Source organism: Lactobacillus apis (assembly GCF_003150935.1).
Classification (GTDB): Bacteria; Bacillota; Bacilli; order Lactobacillales; family Lactobacillaceae; genus Lactobacillus; species Lactobacillus apis.
The window spans coordinates 132,348-155,590 of record NZ_CP029476.1 but is presented as its reverse complement, the minus strand read 5'-3'; the positions used below and the strand labels follow the sequence as shown (position 1 = coordinate 155,590).

At 37.9% G+C, this 23,243-nt stretch carries 26 protein-coding genes, 1 riboswitch and 1 other annotated feature; of the genes, 8 read left to right on the top strand and 18 right to left on the bottom strand.

What is annotated here, in order from left to right; all coding sequences use genetic code 11:
- Nucleotides 1-84: 84 nt before the first annotated feature.
- The 8 genes from DKL56_RS00725 to DKL56_RS00690 all read right to left on the bottom strand — a co-directional run bounded on the left by DKL56_RS00725 (nt 85) and on the right by DKL56_RS00690 (nt 6,964).
- Nucleotides 85-471, bottom strand: coding sequence for a hypothetical protein (locus tag DKL56_RS00725; RefSeq protein WP_109715043.1), 387 nt, complete (start codon nt 469-471; stop codon nt 85-87).
- Nucleotides 472-541: 70 nt separating this feature from the next.
- Nucleotides 542-808 (bottom strand): hypothetical protein, encoded by a 267-nt coding sequence (locus DKL56_RS00720; protein ID WP_162542490.1) that lies wholly within the window; start codon nt 806-808, stop codon nt 542-544.
- A 170-nt stretch (nt 809-978) separates the two neighbouring features.
- Complete coding sequence (locus DKL56_RS00715; protein WP_109715041.1) at nt 979-1,794, bottom strand: alpha/beta hydrolase; 816 nt, start codon at nt 1,792-1,794, stop codon at nt 979-981.
- Nucleotides 1,791-2,552 (bottom strand): YibE/F family protein, encoded by a 762-nt coding sequence (locus DKL56_RS00710; RefSeq protein WP_046306197.1) that lies wholly within the window; start codon nt 2,550-2,552, stop codon nt 1,791-1,793. The genes DKL56_RS00715 and DKL56_RS00710 overlap by 4 nt, the downstream gene beginning before the upstream one ends.
- Nucleotides 2,549-3,631, bottom strand: coding sequence for a YibE/F family protein (locus DKL56_RS00705; RefSeq protein WP_390885306.1), 1,083 nt, complete (start codon nt 3,629-3,631; stop codon nt 2,549-2,551). Before DKL56_RS00705 ends, DKL56_RS00710 begins: the two co-directional genes overlap by 4 nt.
- A gap of 163 nt (nt 3,632-3,794) precedes the next feature.
- Entirely contained in the window at nt 3,795-4,574 is a 780-nt protein-coding gene (locus DKL56_RS00700) for a transcriptional regulator (RefSeq protein WP_109715040.1), read from the bottom strand.
- A gap of 27 nt (nt 4,575-4,601) precedes the next feature.
- The gene (locus DKL56_RS00695; RefSeq protein WP_109715039.1) at nt 4,602-5,687 is read right to left on the bottom strand and encodes a D-alanine--D-alanine ligase family protein; all 1,086 of its coding nucleotides are present in this window, start codon (nt 5,685-5,687) and stop codon (nt 4,602-4,604) included.
- A 239-nt stretch (nt 5,688-5,926) separates the two neighbouring features.
- Complete coding sequence (locus tag DKL56_RS00690) at nt 5,927-6,964, bottom strand: helveticin J family class III bacteriocin (protein WP_109715038.1); 1,038 nt, start codon at nt 6,962-6,964, stop codon at nt 5,927-5,929.
- Nucleotides 6,965-7,088: 124 nt separating this feature from the next.
- Here DKL56_RS00690 and DKL56_RS00685 point away from each other — a divergent pair, with 124 nt between their 5' ends.
- A complete protein-coding gene (locus tag DKL56_RS00685; protein WP_109715037.1) occupies nt 7,089-8,075 on the top strand; it encodes a CAP domain-containing protein in 987 nt (328 codons plus the stop codon).
- Nucleotides 8,076-8,117: 42 nt separating this feature from the next.
- Here DKL56_RS00685 and DKL56_RS00680 read toward each other — a convergent pair whose 3' ends face one another.
- The 6 genes from DKL56_RS00680 to DKL56_RS00655 form a co-directional block, all read right to left on the bottom strand.
- The gene (locus DKL56_RS00680; protein WP_109715036.1) at nt 8,118-8,591 is read right to left on the bottom strand and encodes a nucleoside 2-deoxyribosyltransferase; all 474 of its coding nucleotides are present in this window, start codon (nt 8,589-8,591) and stop codon (nt 8,118-8,120) included.
- 48 nt (nt 8,592-8,639) lie between these two features.
- Nucleotides 8,640-9,467, bottom strand: coding sequence for a hypothetical protein (locus DKL56_RS00675; RefSeq protein ID WP_109715035.1), 828 nt, complete (start codon nt 9,465-9,467; stop codon nt 8,640-8,642).
- Nucleotides 9,468-9,478: 11 nt separating this feature from the next.
- On the bottom strand, nt 9,479-10,162 hold the full coding sequence (locus tag DKL56_RS00670; RefSeq protein ID WP_074426068.1) for a TetR/AcrR family transcriptional regulator: 684 nt from the start codon (nt 10,160-10,162) through the stop codon (nt 9,479-9,481).
- 141 nt (nt 10,163-10,303) lie between these two features.
- The gene (locus DKL56_RS00665) at nt 10,304-11,284 is read right to left on the bottom strand and encodes a ribose-phosphate diphosphokinase (protein ID WP_109715034.1); all 981 of its coding nucleotides are present in this window, start codon (nt 11,282-11,284) and stop codon (nt 10,304-10,306) included.
- 130 nt (nt 11,285-11,414) lie between these two features.
- Nucleotides 11,415-12,071, bottom strand: a complete 657-nt coding sequence (locus DKL56_RS00660; RefSeq protein ID WP_046305893.1) for an alpha/beta fold hydrolase — start codon at nt 12,069-12,071, stop codon at nt 11,415-11,417.
- Nucleotides 12,068-12,913, bottom strand: a complete 846-nt coding sequence (locus DKL56_RS00655) for a glycosyltransferase family 2 protein (RefSeq protein ID WP_074426071.1) — start codon at nt 12,911-12,913, stop codon at nt 12,068-12,070. The genes DKL56_RS00660 and DKL56_RS00655 overlap by 4 nt, the downstream gene beginning before the upstream one ends.
- A 141-nt stretch (nt 12,914-13,054) precedes the next feature.
- Between DKL56_RS00655 and DKL56_RS00650 the strand changes: the two genes are divergently transcribed.
- The gene (locus DKL56_RS00650) at nt 13,055-14,020 is read left to right on the top strand and encodes a DUF1002 domain-containing protein (RefSeq protein ID WP_109715033.1); all 966 of its coding nucleotides are present in this window, start codon (nt 13,055-13,057) and stop codon (nt 14,018-14,020) included.
- On the opposite strand, the gene DKL56_RS00645 is transcribed toward DKL56_RS00650, so the two are convergent.
- Complete coding sequence (locus DKL56_RS00645) at nt 14,021-14,821, bottom strand: ribonuclease H family protein (RefSeq protein ID WP_109715032.1); 801 nt, start codon at nt 14,819-14,821, stop codon at nt 14,021-14,023. It abuts the gene before it with no gap.
- 71 nt (nt 14,822-14,892) lie between these two features.
- Here DKL56_RS00645 and DKL56_RS00640 point away from each other — a divergent pair, with 71 nt between their 5' ends.
- Nucleotides 14,893-15,825, top strand: coding sequence for an alpha/beta hydrolase (locus tag DKL56_RS00640; RefSeq protein ID WP_109715031.1), 933 nt, complete (start codon nt 14,893-14,895; stop codon nt 15,823-15,825).
- 18 nt (nt 15,826-15,843) lie between these two features.
- A complete protein-coding gene (gene cls, locus DKL56_RS00635) occupies nt 15,844-17,301 on the top strand; it encodes a cardiolipin synthase (RefSeq protein ID WP_074426075.1) in 1,458 nt (485 codons plus the stop codon).
- A 60-nt stretch (nt 17,302-17,361) separates the two neighbouring features.
- Here the strand turns inward: cls and DKL56_RS00630 are convergent, their stop codons facing one another.
- Nucleotides 17,362-17,838 carry a hypothetical protein gene (locus DKL56_RS00630; RefSeq protein ID WP_046305882.1) on the bottom strand — a complete coding sequence of 159 codons (477 nt, stop codon included), beginning with the start codon at nt 17,836-17,838 and terminating at the stop codon, nt 17,362-17,364.
- Between the two features lie 131 nt (nt 17,839-17,969).
- Nucleotides 17,970-18,211: a binding site (T-box leader), on the top strand.
- Nucleotides 18,212-18,270: 59 nt separating this feature from the next.
- Between DKL56_RS00630 and asnA the strand changes: the two genes are divergently transcribed.
- Nucleotides 18,271-19,284 (top strand): aspartate--ammonia ligase, encoded by a 1,014-nt coding sequence (gene asnA / locus DKL56_RS00625; protein WP_109715030.1) that lies wholly within the window; start codon nt 18,271-18,273, stop codon nt 19,282-19,284.
- Between the two features lie 127 nt (nt 19,285-19,411).
- Here the strand turns inward: asnA and DKL56_RS00620 are convergent, their stop codons facing one another.
- Nucleotides 19,412-20,053 carry a hypothetical protein gene (locus tag DKL56_RS00620; protein WP_109715029.1) on the bottom strand — a complete coding sequence of 214 codons (642 nt, stop codon included), beginning with the start codon at nt 20,051-20,053 and terminating at the stop codon, nt 19,412-19,414.
- Nucleotides 20,054-20,272: 219 nt separating this feature from the next.
- On the opposite strand from DKL56_RS00620, the gene DKL56_RS00615 reads away from it, so the two are divergent.
- Nucleotides 20,273-20,977: an NAD-dependent protein deacylase gene (locus tag DKL56_RS00615; protein WP_109715028.1), complete on the top strand. Its 705-nt coding sequence runs from the start codon at nt 20,273-20,275 to the stop codon at nt 20,975-20,977.
- Between the two features lie 121 nt (nt 20,978-21,098).
- Entirely contained in the window at nt 21,099-21,872 is a 774-nt protein-coding gene (locus tag DKL56_RS00610) for a TerC family protein (protein ID WP_109715027.1), read from the top strand.
- Here the strand turns inward: DKL56_RS00610 and DKL56_RS00605 are convergent, their stop codons facing one another.
- Nucleotides 21,873-22,232, bottom strand: coding sequence for a DUF488 domain-containing protein (locus DKL56_RS00605; RefSeq protein WP_109715026.1), 360 nt, complete (start codon nt 22,230-22,232; stop codon nt 21,873-21,875).
- A 45-nt stretch (nt 22,233-22,277) separates the two neighbouring features.
- Between DKL56_RS00605 and DKL56_RS00600 the strand changes: the two genes are divergently transcribed.
- Nucleotides 22,278-22,910 carry a DNA-3-methyladenine glycosylase gene (locus DKL56_RS00600; RefSeq protein WP_109715025.1) on the top strand — a complete coding sequence of 211 codons (633 nt, stop codon included), beginning with the start codon at nt 22,278-22,280 and terminating at the stop codon, nt 22,908-22,910.
- Nucleotides 22,911-23,014: 104 nt separating this feature from the next.
- A riboswitch (Lysine riboswitch) is annotated at nt 23,015-23,190 on the top strand.
- The last annotated feature ends 53 nt before the right edge of the window (nt 23,191-23,243 follow it).

Here is a 23,243-nt window from a genome sequence, read left to right as displayed (position 1 = left end):
TTTTGAGCATTTGCTCAATCTCGGCAAAATATTTTCCCCACTGGTTTTCTTTTTGTGTGCCACATTCCTGCTTTAGCAAATACGCTAGCAATTTCTGCTTATCAGGGCGATCAAGAAACAGGTAGCTTTATTGAGAATCGGAATAATGCAGCCATCATTTTTCGGCATAAAATAATCATATATTTCTTCATATTGGTCGTGTTGAATCAACTGGCCAATTTTAGCCAAGGTATTCGCATCATTTTGAATTAATGAGGGACATTTAATAAACAATTCAATGCCACCATTTTTACCAGTTGTGTACACAAAGGCCTGGAAGCTGTCCTTAAAGAAACGTTTACGATACTCAATCACTTTTTGACCGATTAAAATTTCATTTACGTATTCTTCATGCATTGATAGTAATAAGGTGGGTAAAAATGGTAAGGTGGGTAAAAATGGATCGTATACACTGTTTTCAACTGTCTGCAATATTCTTCTCCCTTAAAAATAGAAAATAAAAAGCTGTTCCTCCATCAATTGAGAACAGCTTTTTTACTTTTTAAGCTCTGTGTCGTAATAAATGAGCCTTAGCTGGTTCTACCTTAAGCCAGTTGGCAAAGAAGGCAAAGCCAAAAACCATCAGCGCAATAATTGCAGCCAAGATAAACAAACCATTATTACTGTTCAAAGCAATTGTTTGCTCATCTTTTAAAAAGGCGTCTGACTCATTAACTTGATTGCACAATCCAAAGAATAACATGATTAGACTGCTCAAAGTTAGTACGCCATTAATTGCTGTCAAAACTTTTATTTTCGTTAACTTCAAAAAATCATGTCCTTTCTTTTGATTCAAATATGTGCCATTATATACCCTCAGCAAATAAATGCAATACTTTTCAGCCAAAATAGTCCATTATTTAGGCACTTTTACAAGTTGTTTTTGATTTATTGATTCAACTTTTCAGGTTAATAAAAAAGAAGCTAATCGCTTCTTTTTTACCATTCACTCTTTAACCATTCTTGTGCTAATTCGAACCAGTGACCAGCATGTGGATTATCTTGCCATTCTCTTCCCTTAACCACCATATCAGTTCGAGCAAGTGAAAAGCCATGACCACCGCGATTGAATAGATGCGCCTCACACGGCACATTATGTTCACGTAAAGCTTCAAGATATTCCAATGTATTGTTGACGAGTACAATTGGATCATCCCACGCATGGAAAATAAAGGTTGCTGGTGTTTTATCTGTTACACCTAATGCACTATTTTTAACGAAATCATCAGCAGGCACCTTGTCCAATTCATCTTCTGGAATATCAAAACCAATTTTAGCTAGGTTAATTAGTGGGTAACCTAGAATCGTCTTATTTGGCAACACCGCTTTACTAGTAAAATTAAATTCTTTTTGGTATTCCGGTGAATTGGCCATGCTATTAGCCAAGCTAGCAACGTGCCCACCGGCCGAAAAGCCAACTGTAACAATTCTTTCCGGATCAATTTCATATTCAGCGGCGTGATCACGGAAGTATTTAACCGTGCTTAAAACGTCAAGTCCTGCATCAGGGTATATATCGCCCTCATCTTGAACCAAATTATATTCCATCACTACACTATTAAAGCCGCAATTATTAAAAGCTAATGCAACCGGCTCCCCTTCGCGCAAGGATAAATGATCAAAACTACCACCAGGAATAACAATTGCGAGCGGATGTTTAGCGGTTACTAAATCTCCAATCGAATCCAAAGTGTATGTGTGCACGTTAAATGCCCTGTTGTTAAAGTTAGTTAATGTTAAATCTGTTACTTTCATTCTTTTACCTCATGCTTCACCATATTCTTTGCCAAGAAAGCCGTTGATAGGGGTACCGTTAGCAGTACGGCAATCAGCGAGTACATGACAATCAAAATTTCATTAACAAACATCTTTTCGTTGAGAATTTCACCTAAAGTGTAATTTAGCCTAATATACCATAAAAATAGAGATAAAAAGCTGCCAAACATTCCAAATAAAATCGTGTTCATTGATGTTCCTAATACATCATTACCTATTTTAGACCCGCTCGCCATTAAATCCTCGTGTGAAATTTCCGGATTGTGCTTTTTGATTTCTAATAAACCAGAGCTCATTGCAACTGCGGCTTCAGCAACTGCACCTAAGGTCGAAAAAATCGCAACAGCTACAGCAATTAGTGGGTAGCTTAATCCTGGCATTTGCGATAAACCAACCAAAATTTCACCCGCTTCTGGCCCAAGGCCCGCAGCTTGAGCAAGCCATTCACAGCCTAAAATCAGCACACTGACGACTAAGCAGACAATAAACGAACAGGTAAACGAATTTTTGGCCACCTGATAGTCATGTGTCCCTAGGAAAATAATTGTTACTAATTTTAGTGGAATAAAAATCAGAATCAAAATTGGAATATTAATGCCCCATGAGATTAAAATTGCCAGCAAGATCAATAGCAGTGTGTTAATCAGTACACTGAAAAAGCTTCTAATTCCAGTTTCACCGCCAACGATGGTCATCAGAATTGCTAAAACAATAATTAGTGCCATTAACGTACTCAAATTTGCTTCCACTCCTTTCTCTTTTTCTCTTCCAAAAAGAGAAGACTACAACCTGTTGCAAAGACAACGGTCAACACAATTCCAATGGCCGAAATTACGCTTTGCGTTACGCCAAGTGATAATGTAAAGCCAAAGGTTGAGCTAAGCGTATTATTGTCACGCAAATAAATGATTGTCAGTGGTAATTCTTCTGACATGAAAATCAGTACTAGAACATTGATTAAGGGGCCCATTATTTCCTGTCCCATGGTGCGACCACTTTTGACTAACTGCTTAGCCGTCAAGTCCTTTTTAGTTTGGACTAGTTCATATAGACTAGAAACGATGTCTGTTGCTTCATCCATAACTGCACCGAGGATTCCCAGCAGTGTTTGCGCCAGAAAAATTCCGCGTGGATCTTGTGTTGCATAATCGCCTGTTTCATATTTGATTTCCGATTCTCCTGTCAGTCGCATAATCAAATAGCATAATGCAAAAGAAACAACCGTGCCAAGGATTGTGGCTAACCATGTCGCTAGCATTTTTTTATTTAAACCTTGAACAAGAACTAAACTGAAAAAGGAGAAGACAATATCAGCTAAACCAAACAGTAGCACGATATATGAACCGTTTAACTTAATATCAGTCATAATCAGCAAGTAAAATAAAGCCCAACTTAACGCCATTGAACACATCAAGCCCAGGGCTTTTTTACCAGAAACGGCCACCATCAGTGTCATCATGATCGTAAGTGCGAGCGCAAGTATCCAATCCCTTTTAGGTCCCTGAATAGCTGGATCATTGTGCTTGATATTAACAAAAATCCGTTGACCCGCTCGATATTTTTGCGTAATCAATTGCGAAGGGTAGTAATAGTTTACTGTACGGAAGGTTTGCCCCTTGTATTTGCCCGATAAAATTTTTAAATGTAAAACTTGCTTTCTTGTTTCGTCCTTGTTGTCATACACATCTGTACTTTTTTCGACCAGCGTATCTTTAATTTGCCTATCGCTGATGACGGCAACATCATGCTTAGTATAGATGTCTGTGGCAAAGTATGTACAAGCCGTCAAAATCAAACCAATGACTGCAACAATCATAGCAACAAGATAGCGTCGCTTAATTCTCTTCAATTTGACCATCCTTAAATCCATAATGGTTCTACTCTACCGCAAAAATAGCAATTTGGAATCTTAATTTAGCTTAATAAGTTAAAACTTAATATTAATAAAAAAACGGCTTTAAAAAGTCGTTTTTAATTATTTAGATATCCAAAAATCTTTGCCACCAGTGTGCCTTTTTGGATTCGATCTGCATATCAGTCAAAGTCCGCAAGCCACTATTGTTGGCACTTTTTTCGGCATTTTCCTTAGCTTTAGCTAATATTTCTTCATGAACTTCTTCACTTGATTTTTGGCCATCATCGACAACTTGGGCACGCTTCTCCGCAGCTGTTAACGGTTTATCGATGTCAGGATCGGCTTGATCAAGTAAGTCCGTTTCATCATCCGTAATAATACCTGAAATATCAGGTAGCCCAGCAAAGGCACTTTTGTCAGAATCTTTTTGGCCTAGTTCTTTTTGCTTAGCTAGTAAGTCTTTGTTTTGCTTTTCAATTCGATTCAACTGCTTCTGCAATTTATCAAGTGCCGAATTTTGTTGCACAATCGTCTGCTGTAAAGCCGTTAGCAATTTTGCCATTTGCGAAGGTGACATCACTTCTTGTTTTTCCTGCTCAGCTTTTGTTTGAGCAGCCTTCTTAGCTTTATCTTTTTTATCACTAACAGCAAAAATCTGTTGGGCTGCCTCTTGCAGCGTCAGTCCATTATCTTGAGCTAATTTATGAAAGTCCTTGAGGTCTTGTAAGTCCTTTTTACTATATAAACGGGCTTTTTGCTTTGTCCGTGCATAATAGTCCGGCTTACCCGTCACTTTTTCAACAATCAGTGAATACTTCCGCAAAGTTGGGACACTGATTTTTAATTCCTTAGCAGTAGCAGCAGGTGCAGTTAACTCTTCAAAATCATGCTTATCTTTTGTCATTAATTAATACTCCCAGCATAATCCAGCTTAATCATGTTTATGTAGCAGTGTTTTTTTGTGCTCATGGCGTTCTTGAGCGTACTCAATTAGACGTGTGATTAATTCAGAGTATGGGATGCCTGCTTCTTCAAATAATTTAGGGTACATGCTAATGTTAGTGAAACCAGGTAGCGCATTGATTTCGGTTAAAATTAGTTGATGATCACTTTCACGCAATGTTGAGTCAACACGTGATAAACCACTACATTCTGTGGCTTGATATACCTTTAAGGCATTTGAACGAACTTTTTCGGTAATATCTGCTGGTAAATCTGCCGGAATCTGCAACATAGTTGTTGAGTCATCATCATACTTATTTTCATAACTATAAAAAGTACCTTCAGCGTTGATAATTTGACCAACACCAGAAACGATTGGCTTATCATTACCTAGCACAGCAGTTTCAACTTCAGTTCCATGAATTGTTTCTTCAATTAAGACTTTGTCATCATATCTAAATGCATCTTCCAGTGCGTCATTGAATTCTTGTTCATTAGTTACATGATGAACCCCAACAGAAGAGCCTTGATTAGATGGCTTCACAAACAAGTCGCTACCTAATTTTTCGCTAACTTTTGCATAATTGCGCTTATCATTATTCACATCTTCGTATTCAAACCGCTTAATTGAAATCCAGTCAGCAACTGGTACGCCAACGCGTTGAGCTAAGATTTTCGTAAACTCTTTATCCATTGTAACCGCAGATGCCAAAACATCGTCACCAACAAATGGCTTGTCGAGAATACGGAAAAGTCCCTGCAAACAACCATCTTCACCTAAATTGCCGTGAACAATTGGAAAGAAAACATCGATTTCAGGTAAATCAGCCAGCTCAATCAGATTGGAAATGTTCGCGACTTTATGTGGATTTTCTACAGTATACTTGGGATTCTCAAGAACTTTAAATGAATCTTCCTTACTTGCCAAATAACCGTCATTGGTAATCCAAATTGGACAAACATCAAATTTGTCCTTATCAATTGCATTATAAATATTGTGGCCCGACATAATTGATACTTCATATTCGGAGGAATTGCCACCAAAGATCAGACCAACCTGTGTTTTTCTAGTCATTTATTCTACCTCTTAACTAATGTTTCTAACTTTTTAATTATACGGCAATAAACTTGTAAAAAAGTGTAAATTAAACGATTTTTTGAAAAAATTTCCTTATTTGTTCTCTTTAATGTAAAAAAGCCCCCATTTACTGCGGCTTAGGGAACTTTTATTATGAAACAAGAAAGGTGAATTTACTTATTTTGCTAGTTACTAACTCTCTTTTTAAGTCCAGCCGTAATCTTACTTAATTAGCATTATTCCCACTTAATGCGACAAAGTTTGTTAATTTTAGTGGGATTTTTCGCCAAAAATTGCTGGTGGTATGCAACTGTTAAATAAACTTCATTATTGCCAATTAACTGTAAACCCTCAAATTCGGTGTAATAGCCAGGAATTTCTAATGCGGGCTGCTCAGTCAAGTCAACCATCTCCCAATTAAGCGGATTAGATTCACGCCACGGAATTTTCACAATTTTTCGATTGTGTCCCATCTTGTCACTAGCGGGCTGGCTAGATATATACAAGTCATTTTGTTCTTTGCCACTTTGATCAAAATAATGGTTAAGGGCAAAGCCCTGCAACGAACCAACTTGACCCCTGCTCCCAGACAAATTAGGAATCATAAATGCATCCAGACAGTTAAGCTGAGTAATATCAACTGCTTTATTAGGTGCTTTTGCCTGATCAAGAGCAGCATTAAGCGCATTTAACTGATAGAGCGCAAAATAGCCATTATGATCATTGTCACCGTACGCAATTAGTGCATCTTGTTGATCAGTCGAAACAGCCAGTTCCACCCTAGCAAACTGGTCACTGAGACAGCCAATTCCGAATTTCTCACCGGCATGATTTAAGTTGGTTAGACATGGCACACCCTTAAGGTTAGTTATCGGTCTAAGTCTTGGTAACTTTAGGCGAGCAATTTGAGAAGACCAACTAGACCAGCCTTGCTGCTGATTCATGTCATTGGGCTTTACCCCAACAAACCATTGCTTCTTTCGCCCGGCACTTTCAAAAGTCTGCGTATGACCTGCTACTTTTTGCACTATTCGCAAAGTTGGCCAACTTTTTTTAAAAGAAACATTGCGTCCTTTGCGACCACGGTAAACAAAAGTTGCGCCACCGACTTGCTGCAAGGCATACGCATGGCTTTTCCCCACATAAGTTTTTTGGACCACTACTTGGCGCAAGTCACGATCGACTGGACCAGTTACTCCGTCCCAATCATCTAAATCACTAATTAATTCAATCTGAATATTATGGACTTTAAGAATTCTCTGATTAAACGGCATTATCTTTCTCCTACACGTAAAAAACTGATAATTAGCACCTTTATTTTAGTATTTTGCAAATTTTAACACTGATTTGCAAAATTTTGACTTATAATAAATTGAGAATCAGGAGGGATAAAGTAAAGTGTCACGTAAAATCATTTTAATATTAACTAGCTTACTTTGCGTTCTTCCTTTTAACATTAGTGTGGTTAGTGCTGCCGAGTTCACACCAGCTGAGACAGCCAAAATTCAGCAGCTTCGGCAAGACTATAACGCTCTAGACCAGACCACCTTTAATACTACAAATCTTTATGCAGTTAAACCGCAATTTAATCGCAAATTTAAAGAAGGCATACTAGCACCTGCTTATCTTGAGCAGCAACTGGCTTATATTAACTATTATCGTCAGCTCTTCAACTTAGAACCAGTTAGTGACAATCATCAAGACAACATTAGTGCTCAAAAAACAGCAGCAGTGTTAGCACTACTTAATGCCAACCCTTTAATTAATCAGCATAATTTACCTTACGAAAAAAGGCCGAAAATTGTCAATCGTGGAACTTGGCAAATTGCACGTTCGACCTCTAATGCAGCAAACCTGAACTTTAATACATGCAACCAGTCTGCTGGAGACGTCGTAACGGATTTACTCACTGATTCATACAATCTCTCAGGAACAGATACGGGACATCGCGCCTGGCTACTGTCAACCAGGCTAACTACCATTGGACTTGGTGCAGCTTATGGCAAAAATGGTTATCGTTATTCAGTTCAAAAAGTCATCAATTCGACTGATGCTTTTCGCCTGGCCAGCCAGGCGCAAGTCGCCTATCCAGAAGCAGGTGTTTTTCCCATCGAACTTTTGAAAGGGAAAAACATTGCTTGGTCACTTTATCTTTCTGATCAAGTAATTGAAGGAACCCCGCAAATTACAATAACTGATGAAGACACTGGCATCAGTTATCAAGCTAAAAAAGTTGAAAACTTTAGTGATGCCGGCTATGGTAACTTTCAATCAGTTATTAGCTATTTACCGGGTGATATACCTTTAATTTCCGGACACGAATACCGCGTCGATATTAGCGGTATCACTAGCTACCGTTTTAAATTATTTCAGTTAAAACAATAAAAGCGCGATTCCCTTTAATAATAATGGAATCGTGCTTTTTTATTAGAGATATTTTTTAACTGCTTCAAGTAAGTCAGCTTCGCTATTAACAATTGTACCATTAAGTTTAATTAACCCGGTTGTATACAAGTTAACATAATGGAACTGATTCTCAGCAATTTGACCTAATGCCTGTAGCTTTTGCTGGTTACTACTACCCTGTTGACGTGTGTCCGTATAAAGACCGATAATTGGAATTTCTTTTGCATAAGCAACACCAATTTCACTAGCCACACCATTATCAATGCTTAAGCCATCAAGAACTGCCACCATCAAATCGCTGGCAAGCAATTTTTCTGTGTCGGCTTGGGCAATCATCTTGGAATCAGCGTAAGCCTGCTTGTTATTGATTGAGTCATTTTCTTGAGGTAAGTATAAATCAATCGTTTGATCTAATTGTCTAATTTTAGCTGCGAGTTGCGCATTGTAATTAAGTTCTGCCTGAGAGAACAGTGCGTTTGCAAAATAGATTTTCATGTTTGACTCCTTTGGTCATTTTTCAATCACGTATAAATAGCTGAAGCCTTAATTATTAGGAGAAGTAATCTTCCAAGGAATTGCACTGAAAACGTACAAAAGCACGCCAACAATCACAAAATCAAGGAAAATACTGCTGCCAATTTCAAGTAAATAGCCTAAAACTGCAACACCTTCAACATTAATTATGACTGGAATAAGGGCAAATATTCCTGCAACCAGTATTAGCCAAAAGCCTGCCCACATAATTGATGCAGTCGTAACATGTATCAGCATCTTTTTAGTAAAGACTGCTCTTATTTCATTGAATAATGAGCGCAGACTAATTACGGCCATTATCATTAAAACAATATTTAACAATAAAAGACCAAAGGCAACATTTCCACCAACAGTGACGGTATTCAAACTAAATGCATCCATTACTTCATATGGGGCATTACTACCTTGCTTTTTCAATTTTTCTTGCACTAGCTGCGCATCACTCGATGCTCCCTGATCGATATTCAAATTAATATCATACAAGATATCGTTAGCTAAAGTTAACTTGTTTACTTTAAACCATGGCTTTAAAGTGTAATCAATAATGTGGTCGGCAATTGGTTGTGTCTGCTTAGTTGTTAATAAATTAGCGTCATCAGTTTGCCACGCCCCAATTTCTCTTGCGAGCGTATTAAAGTGCCTATTGACTTGTCTGACAACCACAACTTGATTGCTTTCAGACCTAATTTGTCCTTTCATAAAAAAAGGATTGAGAAAAGTCACTGAGACCATTACCAAGGTTACAATTAATAAAATAATAAAAGATAAAGCCTTTTGATATTGGTGCTTTTCTTCCTGAGTGACTCTACGCAAATCTGTTTGCGCACTGCTTGTCATATATGTCCTTTCTAACAGACGATCTCCTTATCTTCATCAAACATTGTATCAATTGCATTGTGAATTGCTTTAATGTCAATTGACTTAATTATCTTATGACCTGCTTCAAGTGCTTTATCTACTTGCTCTTGATTACAATGCAAAAAGCTATACATCAATGAACTAGTAGCATAATCTGCCAACTGTTCTGCAGAAAGATTAAATCGACTGCTATCATGATAGAGGCGTCCAACGCCAGTTACAACAAAAGCAATACCATACTCTACTTCATTAAGATTGTAGTGATCTTCGTCAAAAATCTGGTTTTCTTTTACCCAGCTATTGAGCATACTACTCCAGTTATCAAGTGTTTCATTGCTACTGAAGACCTCTGAAATAATTCGCTTGAGTCCCTTATCATAAATGCCGAGCATCGCAACTGTGTAAATAAACGCTTTGGTACGAGCACAAATGTTACCTTCCTTAGTAGGATTGAACTTTCTTACCTGTTCATCCAGCGTATTAAGGATATTGCGAACCACATCATCAGTTAATTTTGCTTTATGTGGATAGTACGATTGAAGAAGAGATTTAGAAATTCCGGATTTTTCTGCAATCATCTGAAAGGATACATTGTCCATTCCGTTTTCCCTAATCAAATTGAAGGTATTACTTAAAATTATTCGTCTTCTCTTGAAGTTTTTACGTCGTGCCATTTTATGGTTTCTCCATTCTTACACATTTTGTTCTTATTATATCAGTGTTATGAAATAAATAAACAAAAATACACAAAAACAGCACAATTGTTGCTACACAAAGGTTTATGTGTACAGCAATAAAGTGTATAAATTGTTAAATTACTTCAAGTCACTTTCACTCAGCAAGTGCATTGAACGATCATTATAAACATAGTTAATTCCCCGCGCAAGTAGTAAGTCAACTGAAATCCGAACCATCCGGTCAGGATAATGATTGTGCTTGATTGTGTCCGTGACAACAATCTGCTCAATTGGTAACTCATTAAGTGTTTCTAGCGCGTTTTGTGAAAGAAGTGCATGAGTTGCAGCAACATAGACCTTATTAGCACCCGCTGCCAAAACAGACTTAGTTGATGAAGAAATTCTTGAACCTGTATCAATCAAATCGTCGACAATGATACACTTTTTACCTTTAACATCTCCAATAATGTCATGAACATCAGCATCATAGCGTGCGCGACGTTGATCAACGATTGCAATTGGAGCATCAAAAAATTGCCCAAAATTACGTGCCAATTTTGCGCCAGAGTGATCTGGTGAAACAACGACAATGTCATCATCTTCTTTAGTTGCAATACCATTGTCAAGGAAGTATTGCGCTAAAAGTGGCATAGCGTGTAAGTGATCAACTGGCACATTGTAGAAGCCTTGAATTTGCGAAGCGTGAAGATCCAAAACAATCAAGTGATCCATACCTGTTATTTGCAGTAAATTAGCAATTAACTTAGCTGTAATTGGTTCACGTGAACGTGTTTTGGTATCTGAACGTGAATATGCTAGGTAAGGGATAACCACGTTAATTCGGTGTGCAGAAGCACGATGGAGAGCATCTAACACAATCTCAAGTTCCATGAAGTTTTCATTTACTGGATCTTGAATTGACTGGATAACAAAAACGTCACAACCTCTGACACTTTCGCCGATATTAACTTGAATTTCGCCATCGCTAAAATGCTGAACAGCAGTTTCGATTAACGGTTTCTTTAAAATTGTGGCAATCTTTTCATTTAAAACCGGATTCCCACTTAACCCAATTAACTTCATTGGGTGCATCAACTGAAGAATTTCTTCTTTATTCATAGCTACCTCTTTATTCAAAATACTAACTTTGCATGACCTATTATAACTAAAAAAGACTAGTAATGCCCAGAAAAGGACAAAAATCAAACAAAAAGCCGAAAAAAAATCTTCGGCCCTTGTATATTGATAATTATTTAAAAAAATCTTCCATTAAATTAAGCAGTTTAAAACTTCTAACTGCATAACTTTCATGCTTTTGGCGCGGCATAATCATTAATTGTCCTTGAGGGATAATTTGACTATACCAGCGAACATGCTCAACTTTAACCCAGTCTTTTTCGCCCACAACACAATATGTTGGAATTGAAATTGCCTTTAAGCTGTCTACTGACATGAAACTTTCAGTCAATTCAACTTCGCTATCACGGTTGCGTTTTAAAAAGCGCATTACGCCTTCCGTTAAATAATGATACGGCTTAATGCCATTACCATTGACGAAAACACCAGCTACCATTAATTTCTTAAAAATAGTTTGATCTTGGCTTGCAAGCATCATTGCAACCAAACCACCAGCGTCAAAGCCAAAACAATAGCAGCCCCTAATGTCAACTTGCTTAATAAAAGCAGCGACATCATCAACTTCAGTTTGATAATGCTTGGCAATTTCACCCTCACTTAAACCGTGCCCGCGCATGTCGAGGACATAGACAGTATAATAAAGGCCAAGCGGCGCAATAATTTGATCAAACATCCCGCCATCAAGGTGATGACCATGCAAAAGAAGAAGTGGCTCGCCTTTACCAAGCTTGCTGTAATAGAGTTCATTACCATTGACTAGTTCTTTCATCGCTGATCCCTTTCACTTGCCTCAATTAGCTCATGCTTAGTGCCTTTTTCTTTTTTATGCTCTTGCCACAAGCTATGAATCATTGTTCTAATGATGAAGTAATTTGCCTTAAAGTTATCGGGAATCATTTTCAAGTTAAACTTGTGAACCATACTATCCTTGCGTTGCCAATAATGATATAGCGGCGTACTATCGCAATAAAAACCATCGGTTAACGCAAGATATTGAACAGTAAAAATCTGGTCCTCCATAAAGGCCAAATCGCTCATAAAATGCAAATGATTATGTTTAACTACAGATAATTTATAGCCCTTATTCCACGTATAGCCCTTAACTGGTGTAGCTAAAAAATGATTGTCCATCAGTGAACCTAAGGGATTACCTACTAACTGGTATGTACGCAATTTATTCTTCATACCATGAACATTTTTCTTAGTGGCCGGAATTGACCCCTCTTTATTTTCGTAATCTAACCAAAAACCACAAGATACCATTGCTGCATCAGGATGATCATGAAAAGCGCGAACGAAAAAGGCTGTGTAGCCAGAATCGACCCAATCATCGCCATCATGAAAAGTGAAATATGGTGTATCGACATTTTCAATCCCAACATTACGCGCATCCGAAAGACCGCCATTAGGCTTATTAATTATGTTGAAATAGCGGAATTGATCACGATATTGTTCCGCAATTTTTCTTGTGCTATCAGTTGAGCCATCATTAACAATTAACAATTTGAAGTTTGGATCGTCTTGCTTAGCTAAATGATCAAGCGCACGAGCCAAATATTTTTCAACATTGTAAACTGGCATGATGACAGTTAATTCAGGTTGCTGAATCATCGCACCCCTCCTTTATTGAGTTATATTATACCATCTTAAATATTAAAAATATCGTAAACTAGCCGCCTTTAAACTCGATTTTAAACTTTTATAAGCAGCATTTAGTATAATTGATAGCGATAAAAGGAGTTGATTATTTTTATGAAAAAAGCAATCTCACTTGTCGCTACAATCACGACACTGTTATTTAGTACTATTGGTCTAGTCAGACCGCAACAGACAGTTAAGGCTGATGACCTACCGGTTGTCTGCCTTGGTTCATCCCTTACAAATAGCCAGCGCAGCGGTACTTTAAGTACTCTTAGCGATCCACTAAACGGGGCAAGCTACCAAACTATCAACATTACTGGGGCGGACTTAGTTAAATACCTCAATCCTTCGGGTTCCAACTTTACAACCAATTCTGGTGTTTGGTCCAGTGCGATGATTCAAAAAACAGCGCAAGGTAGTGGTATTAATGTAAGGATTCTTGATTATCAAGGAAGAAATAACATTACCACGATTACAGCCAATCAATACAAGAATGCAGCTGTTACCGCCGGAATTGCAGATGCTAATATCTACGTTACTAGTGCTGTGCCAATTGATGGTTCAGGCGCACTTGCCGGCGTTTACGCTGCTTACAGCAAAACAGGCGAAAATCTTAACCAAAGCCAGGTTAATGCTGCTCAGGATGAGATGGGCACATTAAGCAAAATTACCAAAGAAAACAAAGATAAAGACGGCTATTCTGATGCTCAATTGAACAATGCAGTTGCAGGAGCAAAGCAAGAAATGGGTAAAGTTGGTAACAACATTAGCGATAGTCAAATTCGTGATATCGTCAACAATCAAATCAACATTAACCATTTGGGTGACACAATTAACAACAACCAGAAACAACAGATTATTAATGTTCTAATTGAAATCCGTAATTCTGGTGCGTTAAAAGACAACAAGTTCAAAGAACAAGCCGGTGCAGTATCCGAGAATATTAAGAAAAACGCCAAAAATATTTTTGACAAAATCAACACACAAGAAAATCGCAATTGGCTTGAGAGAATGTGGGATAATGTGACCAACTTCTTCAGCCATCTCTTTAGTGGAGCAATTGTTATCAACTTCTAGTTACATTTGATCCATGAACTGATTAAGAGTATGGTCTACAAATTCATTACCGCGATTATTTGCATGGCCTTTTGTCCATTCAAATTGAGCGTCGGTAAACTGATCTAGTAGTTGATCCAGTTCTTGCCAGCATTCCAAGTTAGCAATTTCGCCTGGCGTGCTCTTCTTCCAGCCACGTTTTTTCCAGCCCTTAAGCCAGCCTTTTGTGATTGGATTTAAGACATACTGTGAATCAAGGACAAATAATAGTGGTTTCTGATTAAAGCCTAATTCAATTAGTTTTTTCAAAGCTTCAATTAGCGCCGTTAATTCCATTTTATTATTGGTTGCGCCGAACTCACCATTTGAATCATAAGTGGAGCATTTTTTGCCCGCTTCATCCCACTCAATTAAGTAAGCCCAAGCCGCTTTGTCCGTTTTCTTAACGTGACCACCCTTAAAGTTGCCAGTATTGCGGGTCCCGCCGTCCGTGTAAATTGTCGCAAAAAAGGCTGTTGTATCTTGCTGCATATTTACTGAGCCCTTGAGTTCTTTAGGCTTACGTTCAGCGACCGGTTGTTTTTGCTTAACATCATGGCTAGCCTGCCGAATTTTGGCAATTGCTTGTTTAAGCGAGTCTTCATCTTTTTGAAAGACCTGATCAATAGTTGGTTGATCCCAATCCAAATACTCGGTAGCGTCAGTTACCTTGGTAAAAGATTTATATTCGGCATTAGGATAGCCATCAACTTGTTTTTTGGCCGCTTCCCAGGTGCGATAAACACCTGGCTGGCGGCCTTTTTTTACTGCATAAAATTTCATATGTACCTCACTCACTAAAATACGATTAGCAATGTTAGAATATAGATAGTTTAATTTTTAAGGTGGCATGTATGTTCTTCAATACTAAAAAATATAAGGAAGAAGCAGAGAAAAACCGCAAACTCAATCTAGCAGAAGAGCCAAGTAAATTCAATATGATCTCTTTGGCTATTTTGGCAACAATTGCTCCTTTGCGGATTTTTTTGCATCTACATAAAAGAAAGATTGAAGATGACGTCACAGTTGAGAATAAACGCGGATCATTTGAGCAAGTTCCAATCATCTACTTTCATGGCTTCCGCGGCGGTGATTACACCACTCAAATGATGGTTAAACAAGCCTTAGCAGATAAAGGAGACCCTCATTTTCTCAAGGTAACAGCGGATTTATGGGGTAACTTCAAACTCGAAGGAACTTGGACGGGCGACAAGAATCCAATTGTTCAGGTTGTCTTTCGGCAGCGAATCGTTGGTGTATATGCGATTGACTATTACTTACGGTTTATTTTACCCTTTTTAGCTAAAAGATATCATTTTACGCACTACTCAGCAGTTGCCCATTCATTAGCCTGCCCCTGCATTGTCAGAACGGAAATGCGTAAGTATCGGAAAAAGAATTTTCCGCACTTAGCCAAATGCGCTTTTATTGCCGGGCCTTTTGATGGCGTTACTTACATGGGTGATATACCTAATGTAAATGAACTTAACAGCAGCGGACGACCCACTGTCATGAATTTACATTACCTCTATCTCATGCTTCGACGAAAACATTTCAATTCAAATATTTCTGTCTTGAACATTTATGGTAATGTACTTGATAATACTAACAGCGATAAATTTATTTCTGTGATTTCTGCCAAGAGCATTCGTTATATTCTGGCTCCTAACGTTAAATCTTACCATGAAGTTGAAATTCGTGGGAAAAAGTACGCCGAACATAGCTGGATGCATGATAATCCACTTGTAATCAATATCATAGATAAATTTATTGGACTAAAAGATTAATTTTTCTGGAGGATTCACGTGACCCTGCTCCGCGACATTTTTTACATTATCATTATTACTAATACTATTTTAGCCTTTTACATTGTCTTTCATCGACGACGCTCAGTTTCTACCACATGGGCTTGGCTGATTATTTTGCTAGTATTTCCTGTGATTGGAATTACACTTTACGGCTTTTTTGGCCGCGGAATTTCACAGGAAAATATTTTTGCTATCAACAAACAGCACCATATTGGTTTACGCAATGTTCAGAAGTCAATTACTAAGGCACCGAAAAAAATCAGTGCTTCTGACACCTCTAACAAGGCCAAAATGGTTGTGCACTTTTTCGACCGCAACAGTGAATCACCATTAAGTAAAAACAATCACGTCAAGTTATATACTGACGGCGAGCAAATGTTTCATGACATGATAAGTGACATTGAAAATGCTCAACAAACAATCAACGTTGAGTTCTATACTTTTTACAATGATGAGATCGGCAATAAAATGCTTAATTTATTGATTAAAAAAGCCAAAGAAGGTGTCAAAGTAAAGCTACTTTACGATGCATGGGGGTCTCTCGGTGCCACTAAGGCCTGGTTCGACCAATTAAATAAAGCCGGTGGGGAGGTTCTTCCCTTTGTTACTTCCAGAAACATGATTACGCGGTATCGAATTAACTATCATTTGCACCGTAAAATTGTGATTGTCGACGGAAAGACTTCATGGACCGGTGGCTTTAATGTTGGTGACCAATACCTTGGCCGCAAAAAGAAATTCGGCTACTGGCGTGATAGCCAAGTTCGTATTGTTGGTTCTGCATCATTACTTTTGCAAGAGCGTTTTGTTATGGATTGGAACGCCTCAATTCAAGATGAAGCCCAATTGATCACCTTTAACACCCTGCTTTTCCCTGATTTAGATGAAAATGAGATTCATCCTGGTGATGTAGCAACCCAAATTATTTCTGACGGTCCCGATCGTGATAACGCCAATATGCGTAACGGGATCATTAAACTAATGTTCCAGGCGAAAAAACGCCTGTGGCTCCAAACACCTTACTTAATTCCAGATGACGCGATGTTTGCTACTTTGCAAACAATTGCCATGTCAGGAGTTGATTTGCGAATCATGATTCCATGCAAGCCAGATCATCCCTTCATTTATCGGGCAACGCAGTGGTATGCAAACGAGCTTTCACGCTATGGCGTTAAAATTTATATTTATGACAAGGGCTTTATTCATGCCAAAACGATTGTTGTCGATGATGATTTTTCAACAGTTGGCTCAATGAATCAGGACTATCGTTCCTACGACCTGAATTTTGAAGACGTAGCTGTTTTTTATGATAAGAATTTCACTGAAGAAGTAGCGAAGTCATTCGAGCAGGATATGCAAGACTCTACTTTGCTTACTCCAGAAATGATTGAGCAGCAAGGACGCTGGTTGCGGACTTTGCAAAGTTTTTCAAGAATGCTATCACCTATTTTATAAACAAAGAAAAACCCAATTCCTTTAAATTAGGAATTGGGTTTTAACTTGCGTTTAACACATTTATAGAATATCTTGAATTTCAATTCTAATACTGTTGTGTGCGTAGCTTTTAATTGTTTCAACAATCTGGGCTACACCAGTAGAAAATTGTAAATAATATTGCCGATTTTTCTGGGTTGTAATTATGCAAATAACAGCATTCTTCTTTGGGTTGGGCACTTTGATTAAAGTTACCAAAGCTATTTCTGAATATGGCACCGTGCGACGAAAGTAACCGGAAACTACTACTCTTTTAGAAGCAAAACCAGTAAAACCATCAATGATGCTCATCAATAAAATGATGGCTAAAAAGATAGCTATTCCCGGATCGCCTTTTTCAAGCAGCTGCCAAGCAAAACCAATCCAAATGAAAATTATCGCCCAGATAATTGAAGAGGAACGGTAATGTCCTCTCAAGTTAATGTTGGCCTGCCAATACCAGCTATAACAAGTATAACCAAGCAGTATGGCATCCATAATAAGATAAAAACTTGCCATAAAAATTCCTCTCAGTAAATATACTTACCCATTATAACAGAACACGGCTTTTTGGTTTGCTAAAACAATTTTTGAAATAAAATTAATTTTTGCTTGCATTTTAATTAAAATAATTGTTAAATAATATTAAATTAAATGCGATGAAAAAGACGAGTAAATAATTTATCTCTTTAAGTGAACTAGTGATAGTGCGAAACTAGCAGACCCTGAATTATCGAAAAACACTTTGAGCTGCACACTGAAATGATTACAAAGTAGGTGGCGCCGTCTCCAGTACGTTACCACGCTGGTGAAGCATGATTGTGCTTCATGAGTTGGTCCGAATTTCGGACAATCTAGGTGGTACCGCGGAAAAAAGCCTTTCGTCCTTGTTCTATTAGAATAAGGCGAAGGGCTTTTTCTTTGCTTTAATATTTTTTGGAGGTAAACAACATGTCCTTAATTTTGCCAGAAAAATACCAACCAACTCTAACTATTCGTGATACAGAAGCAGCAATTGTCTTCATCCGCGAACGATTCCAAGAAGTCTTAGGACAAAAATTACATTTACAAAGAATGTCGGCACCACTTTTTGTTGAAAAAGATACCGGATTGAACGATAACTTAAACGGGGTTGAACGACCAGTTGCCTTTGATGCAAAAGATCTACCTAAAGATGATACAGTTGAAATTGTCCATTCACTTGCCAAATGGAAGCGTATGGCGTTAAAGAAATACGGCTTTGGTATTCATGAAGGTCTTTTTACCAACATGAACGCTATCCGTCGCGATGAAGATTTGGACAACTTCCACTCAATTTACGTTGACCAGTGGGATTGGGAAAAGATCATCGCCAAAGAAGAACGGACCGAAGACACATTAAAAGAAACGGTTAGAAAAATCTTTTCAGCAATTAAGCAAGTAGAAACTGAATGTGCCGAACGCTATCCTGCTTCTACCTACCGACTCCCAGAAGATGTTCACTTTGTTACTACACAAGAACTTGAAGATACCTGGCCTGACTTAAGTCCTGAGGAACGTGAAAACAAGATTGCGAAAAAAGAAAAAGCTGTTTTCATTATGAAAATCGGTGATAAGTTAAAGCGTAGTGGTCTACCACACGATGGCCGTGCTCCTGACTACGATGACTGGGCATTAAACGGTGATTTGATTTTCTGGTATGAGCCTCTAGGTCAAAAACTTGAAGTTTCTTCAATGGGCATCAGAGTCAGTCCTGAAAGTCTCCACGAGCAACTCGAAAAAGCTGACTGCCTTGACCGCGAAAAATTGCCTTTCCATCGTCAACTACTTAAAGGTGAATTACCTTACACCATTGGTGGCGGAATTGGTCAATCTCGTTTATGTATGCTCTTACTTGGTAAAGCTCATATTGGTGAGGTTCAGGCAAGTGTTTGGCCAAGCGAAATGCTCAAAGAGTGTGAAGAACATCATATTCAACTTCTATAATTAAATAGTAAAAAGAAAAGCCCCTAGCTTGGAAAATTCCACCTAGGGGCTTTTACTATATCTTAAATTAATAATCAAACTGAAGTTACGTGCTTTAAGAATCGCACTAATAGATCCAGCTTCTAGCCTATTTATCAATTGTTAGTGCGGGAAGATAAGTGTACGGATAATCGCCATCGTAATTAAGCCAGGCTTTTAACTCCTTAATTGATTTCAGAGCAATTTTTCTGTTATGACCATGAAGTTTCTTAGCCTCCGCTTCAGCCTGTTTCAATGAAACCTTTTTCCCGTCAGATTTTTGATCCATAGCTTTTGTTTCAGCCTTAATCAATTTCTTTAAAGCTTTTTTCTTAGCATCTACGTGATAGAAGTTTCCATTGACTAAGCTAATCCAGCCTTGCTGCTTTCCACTTTGGTCAACAAGGTGGCCCATAATTTCTACCTTTCCCAAACCAAATTCTGTAATCTTGAACTTGGTCTTCTTTTCTACCATTTTTTCAACCCAATCCTTATTGTATGGTTGAACATCATACTTAGAAGAATTAGGGCATTCAGGATATACAATGGCCTTTGGTGAAAGTACGAACACATAGCCATCTTTTGCCAAACGTCCTGCAGGCACATAAGTTATATCGGGTTCTTTGACCTGATTAGTTTCTGCTGGCTGCTCCGCACTAGCTGCTTTTACTTCAATTGAATGACCCAATATTGTAAAAGAAGAGAAAACGGCTACTGAACATAGAAGGTTTTTCAAAAATTTATGTTTCATTTTTTGTCCCCCAAATGAAAATTAAATAATAAATTACATAATTTCATTTTACATTTATTACAAAAACATTTCAATATTAACCACTTATTAATTACAAAATATTAATTAATCGATAAGTGTATAGTCAATTCCGCCTAAGCTTTTGTTCATTAAGAAGTTAATCTTCCCAGCTAAAAGCAGTATAGTAGATGGGAACACATTTTTAGAAAGGACATAAACATGATTGATTCAACCCAAATAACAGAACTTAAAGATGATCTTAACCAGGCACAACACATTACTTTTTTAACAGGTGCTGGTGTTTCTACCCACTCAGGTATTCCCGACTACCGCTCAAAAAACGGGATTTATGATGGAGTTAATGAAAGCCCTGAGACCATTTTAAGTGAGGAAACGCTCTACCAGCGACCTGAATTTTTCTATCAGTTTGTCATGAATAATATGTATTTTCCTGATGCCCAACCTAATAAAATTCATCAAAAAATTGCGGAATTTTGTAATGAAAAAGGCGACCTAATCACACAAAATGTCGATCACCTTGACCATAAGGCAAATAATCACCATGTAACAGAATTTCATGGTAGTTTATATGATATTTACTGTACAAAATGTCGTCAGCCAGTTTCATATCAAGAATATGCTAACTCTTTCCGCCATAAAAATTGTGGCGGCATCATTCGTCCCGGTATTGTCTTATACGGTGAGCAAATCGACCAAACAAACCTTTCTAAGTCAATTAATGCTATGAGCATGTCAGATCTAATAATAATTTGCGGCACCAGCTTTGTAGTCTATCCTTTCGCTCAGCTTCTTTCTTACCGTCAGCCGGACGCAAAGGTTTGGGCAATCAATAAAACGGCTATTCCTGCTGCAGGCATTTCCGCCATCATCGGTGATGCACTGGATGTTTTCCAGCAAATCTAAGTCTATAATTTATTTCACTTATTAGGAGCACTTCTCTTGCCTTGTGGTAAAATACTAGCAATTGTTTAATGCGCGAACTGATTATTTATTCAGTTTGAGCACTTAGAAAAGAGTTTTTTAAATGTCAATTATTAAAATGTATGCTCCATTTTTTAGTGCTAGCAATTGGCTCCATGTTTTAACCAGTGGCAAGGACTGGCTAATCATTCTGACACTTATTTTAATGGAATGTCTGCTTTCAGTTGATAATGCAGTTGTTTTAGCCGCACAGACTAAGGTATTACCCACCAAGAAAGAGCAAGAAAAATCGCTATTCTATGGTATGTGGGGAGCCTATATTTTTCGCTTTATTGTAATCGGAATTGGCACTTACCTAATTAACTTTTGGGAAATTAAGTTAGCGGGCAGTTTATACCTGTTTTACCTAGCCTTTAAGTTTTTCTATGATCAGCGTCATCCGCAAAAAGCGCAAGCTGAAGAAAAAGCCGAAGGCGAAAAAATTGCACAGCATTCGCCCAAAAAGGGCAAACACTTTTTATCACTTTTCTGGCGAACAGTTATTTCAATTGAAGCAATGGATATCGTCTTTTCAATTGATTCTGTTTTGGCCGCACTAGCCGTCTCGAGTAATCCTGTTGTTGTTTTAATTGGTGGCATGATTGGAATTTTATGTATGCGAGGTGTCGCCGAAATAATTATCAAATTAATGGATATTATTCCTGAATTGCAGCCAATGGCCTACGTTTTGATTGCAATTATCGCCTTAAAATTGCTTGTTTCATTACCACCACTTCACTATGAATTACCGAACACTGTTTTTGCGATTATTGTTTTTGGCGTCTTAATTATCACAATTGCGTTTCACTTTTTACGGCTTAAAAAGCATGGTCGTTAACTATAATTGAGAAATAATTTTTTCTTTGAGCACAACCGCCTGGTTATGCTCTTTATTTTTAGCACCGTATAAAAACAACACGTCTTGTTTCCGCAACTGCTTTTTCACTATGGACACAAACTCGGCCATGGCTGAATTTGCTTCAAGTTCTGCTAGATACCTTTGCTTAAATTGCATAAATTTATTATCATCATGATTAAACCACTTGCGAAGCTCTTTACTGGGTGCAAGTTCCTTAGCCCAAACATCAAGGCTGGCATCTGTCTTGCTTATACCTCGTGGCCATAATCGATCCACTAAAATGCGATACCCCGCAGGCTGCTCTTTTTCATAAATTCGAACTAATTTTATCTGATTCACTTTATTCACCTCTTTGTTAAATCTGGTGTACTACTCAAGGGAAAAATGGATTATTCAACTTACTTTACTAACTACTCAACTGAAGAAATTAGTGCCGATCTACTTGGTCGGCCATTAACTTATAATGATGGCAAACGCACTCTTGGCGGTTATATTGTCGAAGCAGAAGCATACTTAGGAAAAAAAGATCGTGCGGCACATTCTTATGGTGGTCATCGTAGTCCTGCAAACGAAGGTCTTTATGGCCGCGGCGGAACAATCTATATTTATGCTCAACGACAATACTTCTTTTTCGATGTTGCAACTCAAGCAAAAGATGAACCACAAGGTGTCTTAATCAGAGCAATTGAACCTGCCTGGGGAATTGAACAAATGATTAGTAATCGCTCAGGCAAAGACGGAGTTTTATTAACAAACGGCCCCGCTAAAATGATGCAGGCTTTTGGCATTCATGATAAAAATTGGGATCTACATTTTTTAAGTGATTCACCCTTTGCAATCGACTTAAATGATCAACATCAAAAAAGGCCGCAAGAAATTGCTAAGAGTGCCCGCATCGGTGTCAACCAATCTGAATTGGAATGGGCAAATAAACCATTGCGTTTTTTTGTTGCCGGCAATCCATATGTTTCGCGAATGAAGAAAAATGATTATCGTGCTAATAATGGCTGGCAATAAGCGCTAATTTCAACTATAAAAACTGGTAAGAATACACATTTGGTTTATAGCTGTTGACAAGTTAACCTTTTTAGCCTATCCTGTTGGTTAAGTTAAATAATTTCCAATGCAATAGAGGTTGCGGTAATTACGAAACTAATCTGAGTGAACGAACACAATGAAGATTAGCGTAAGAGTTATCGCCGAAACAAAAGTGCTATTCGCTTTAACACTTTCGTTGGGCTGCAGGAGAAGATCTTGCAGACTGTCCTAGTTAATACTGGGGAGCGCTATATGATTTGTCTAAAATATGATCAATTATAACCTCGTTGTTTTGTAAACAGCGAGGTTTTT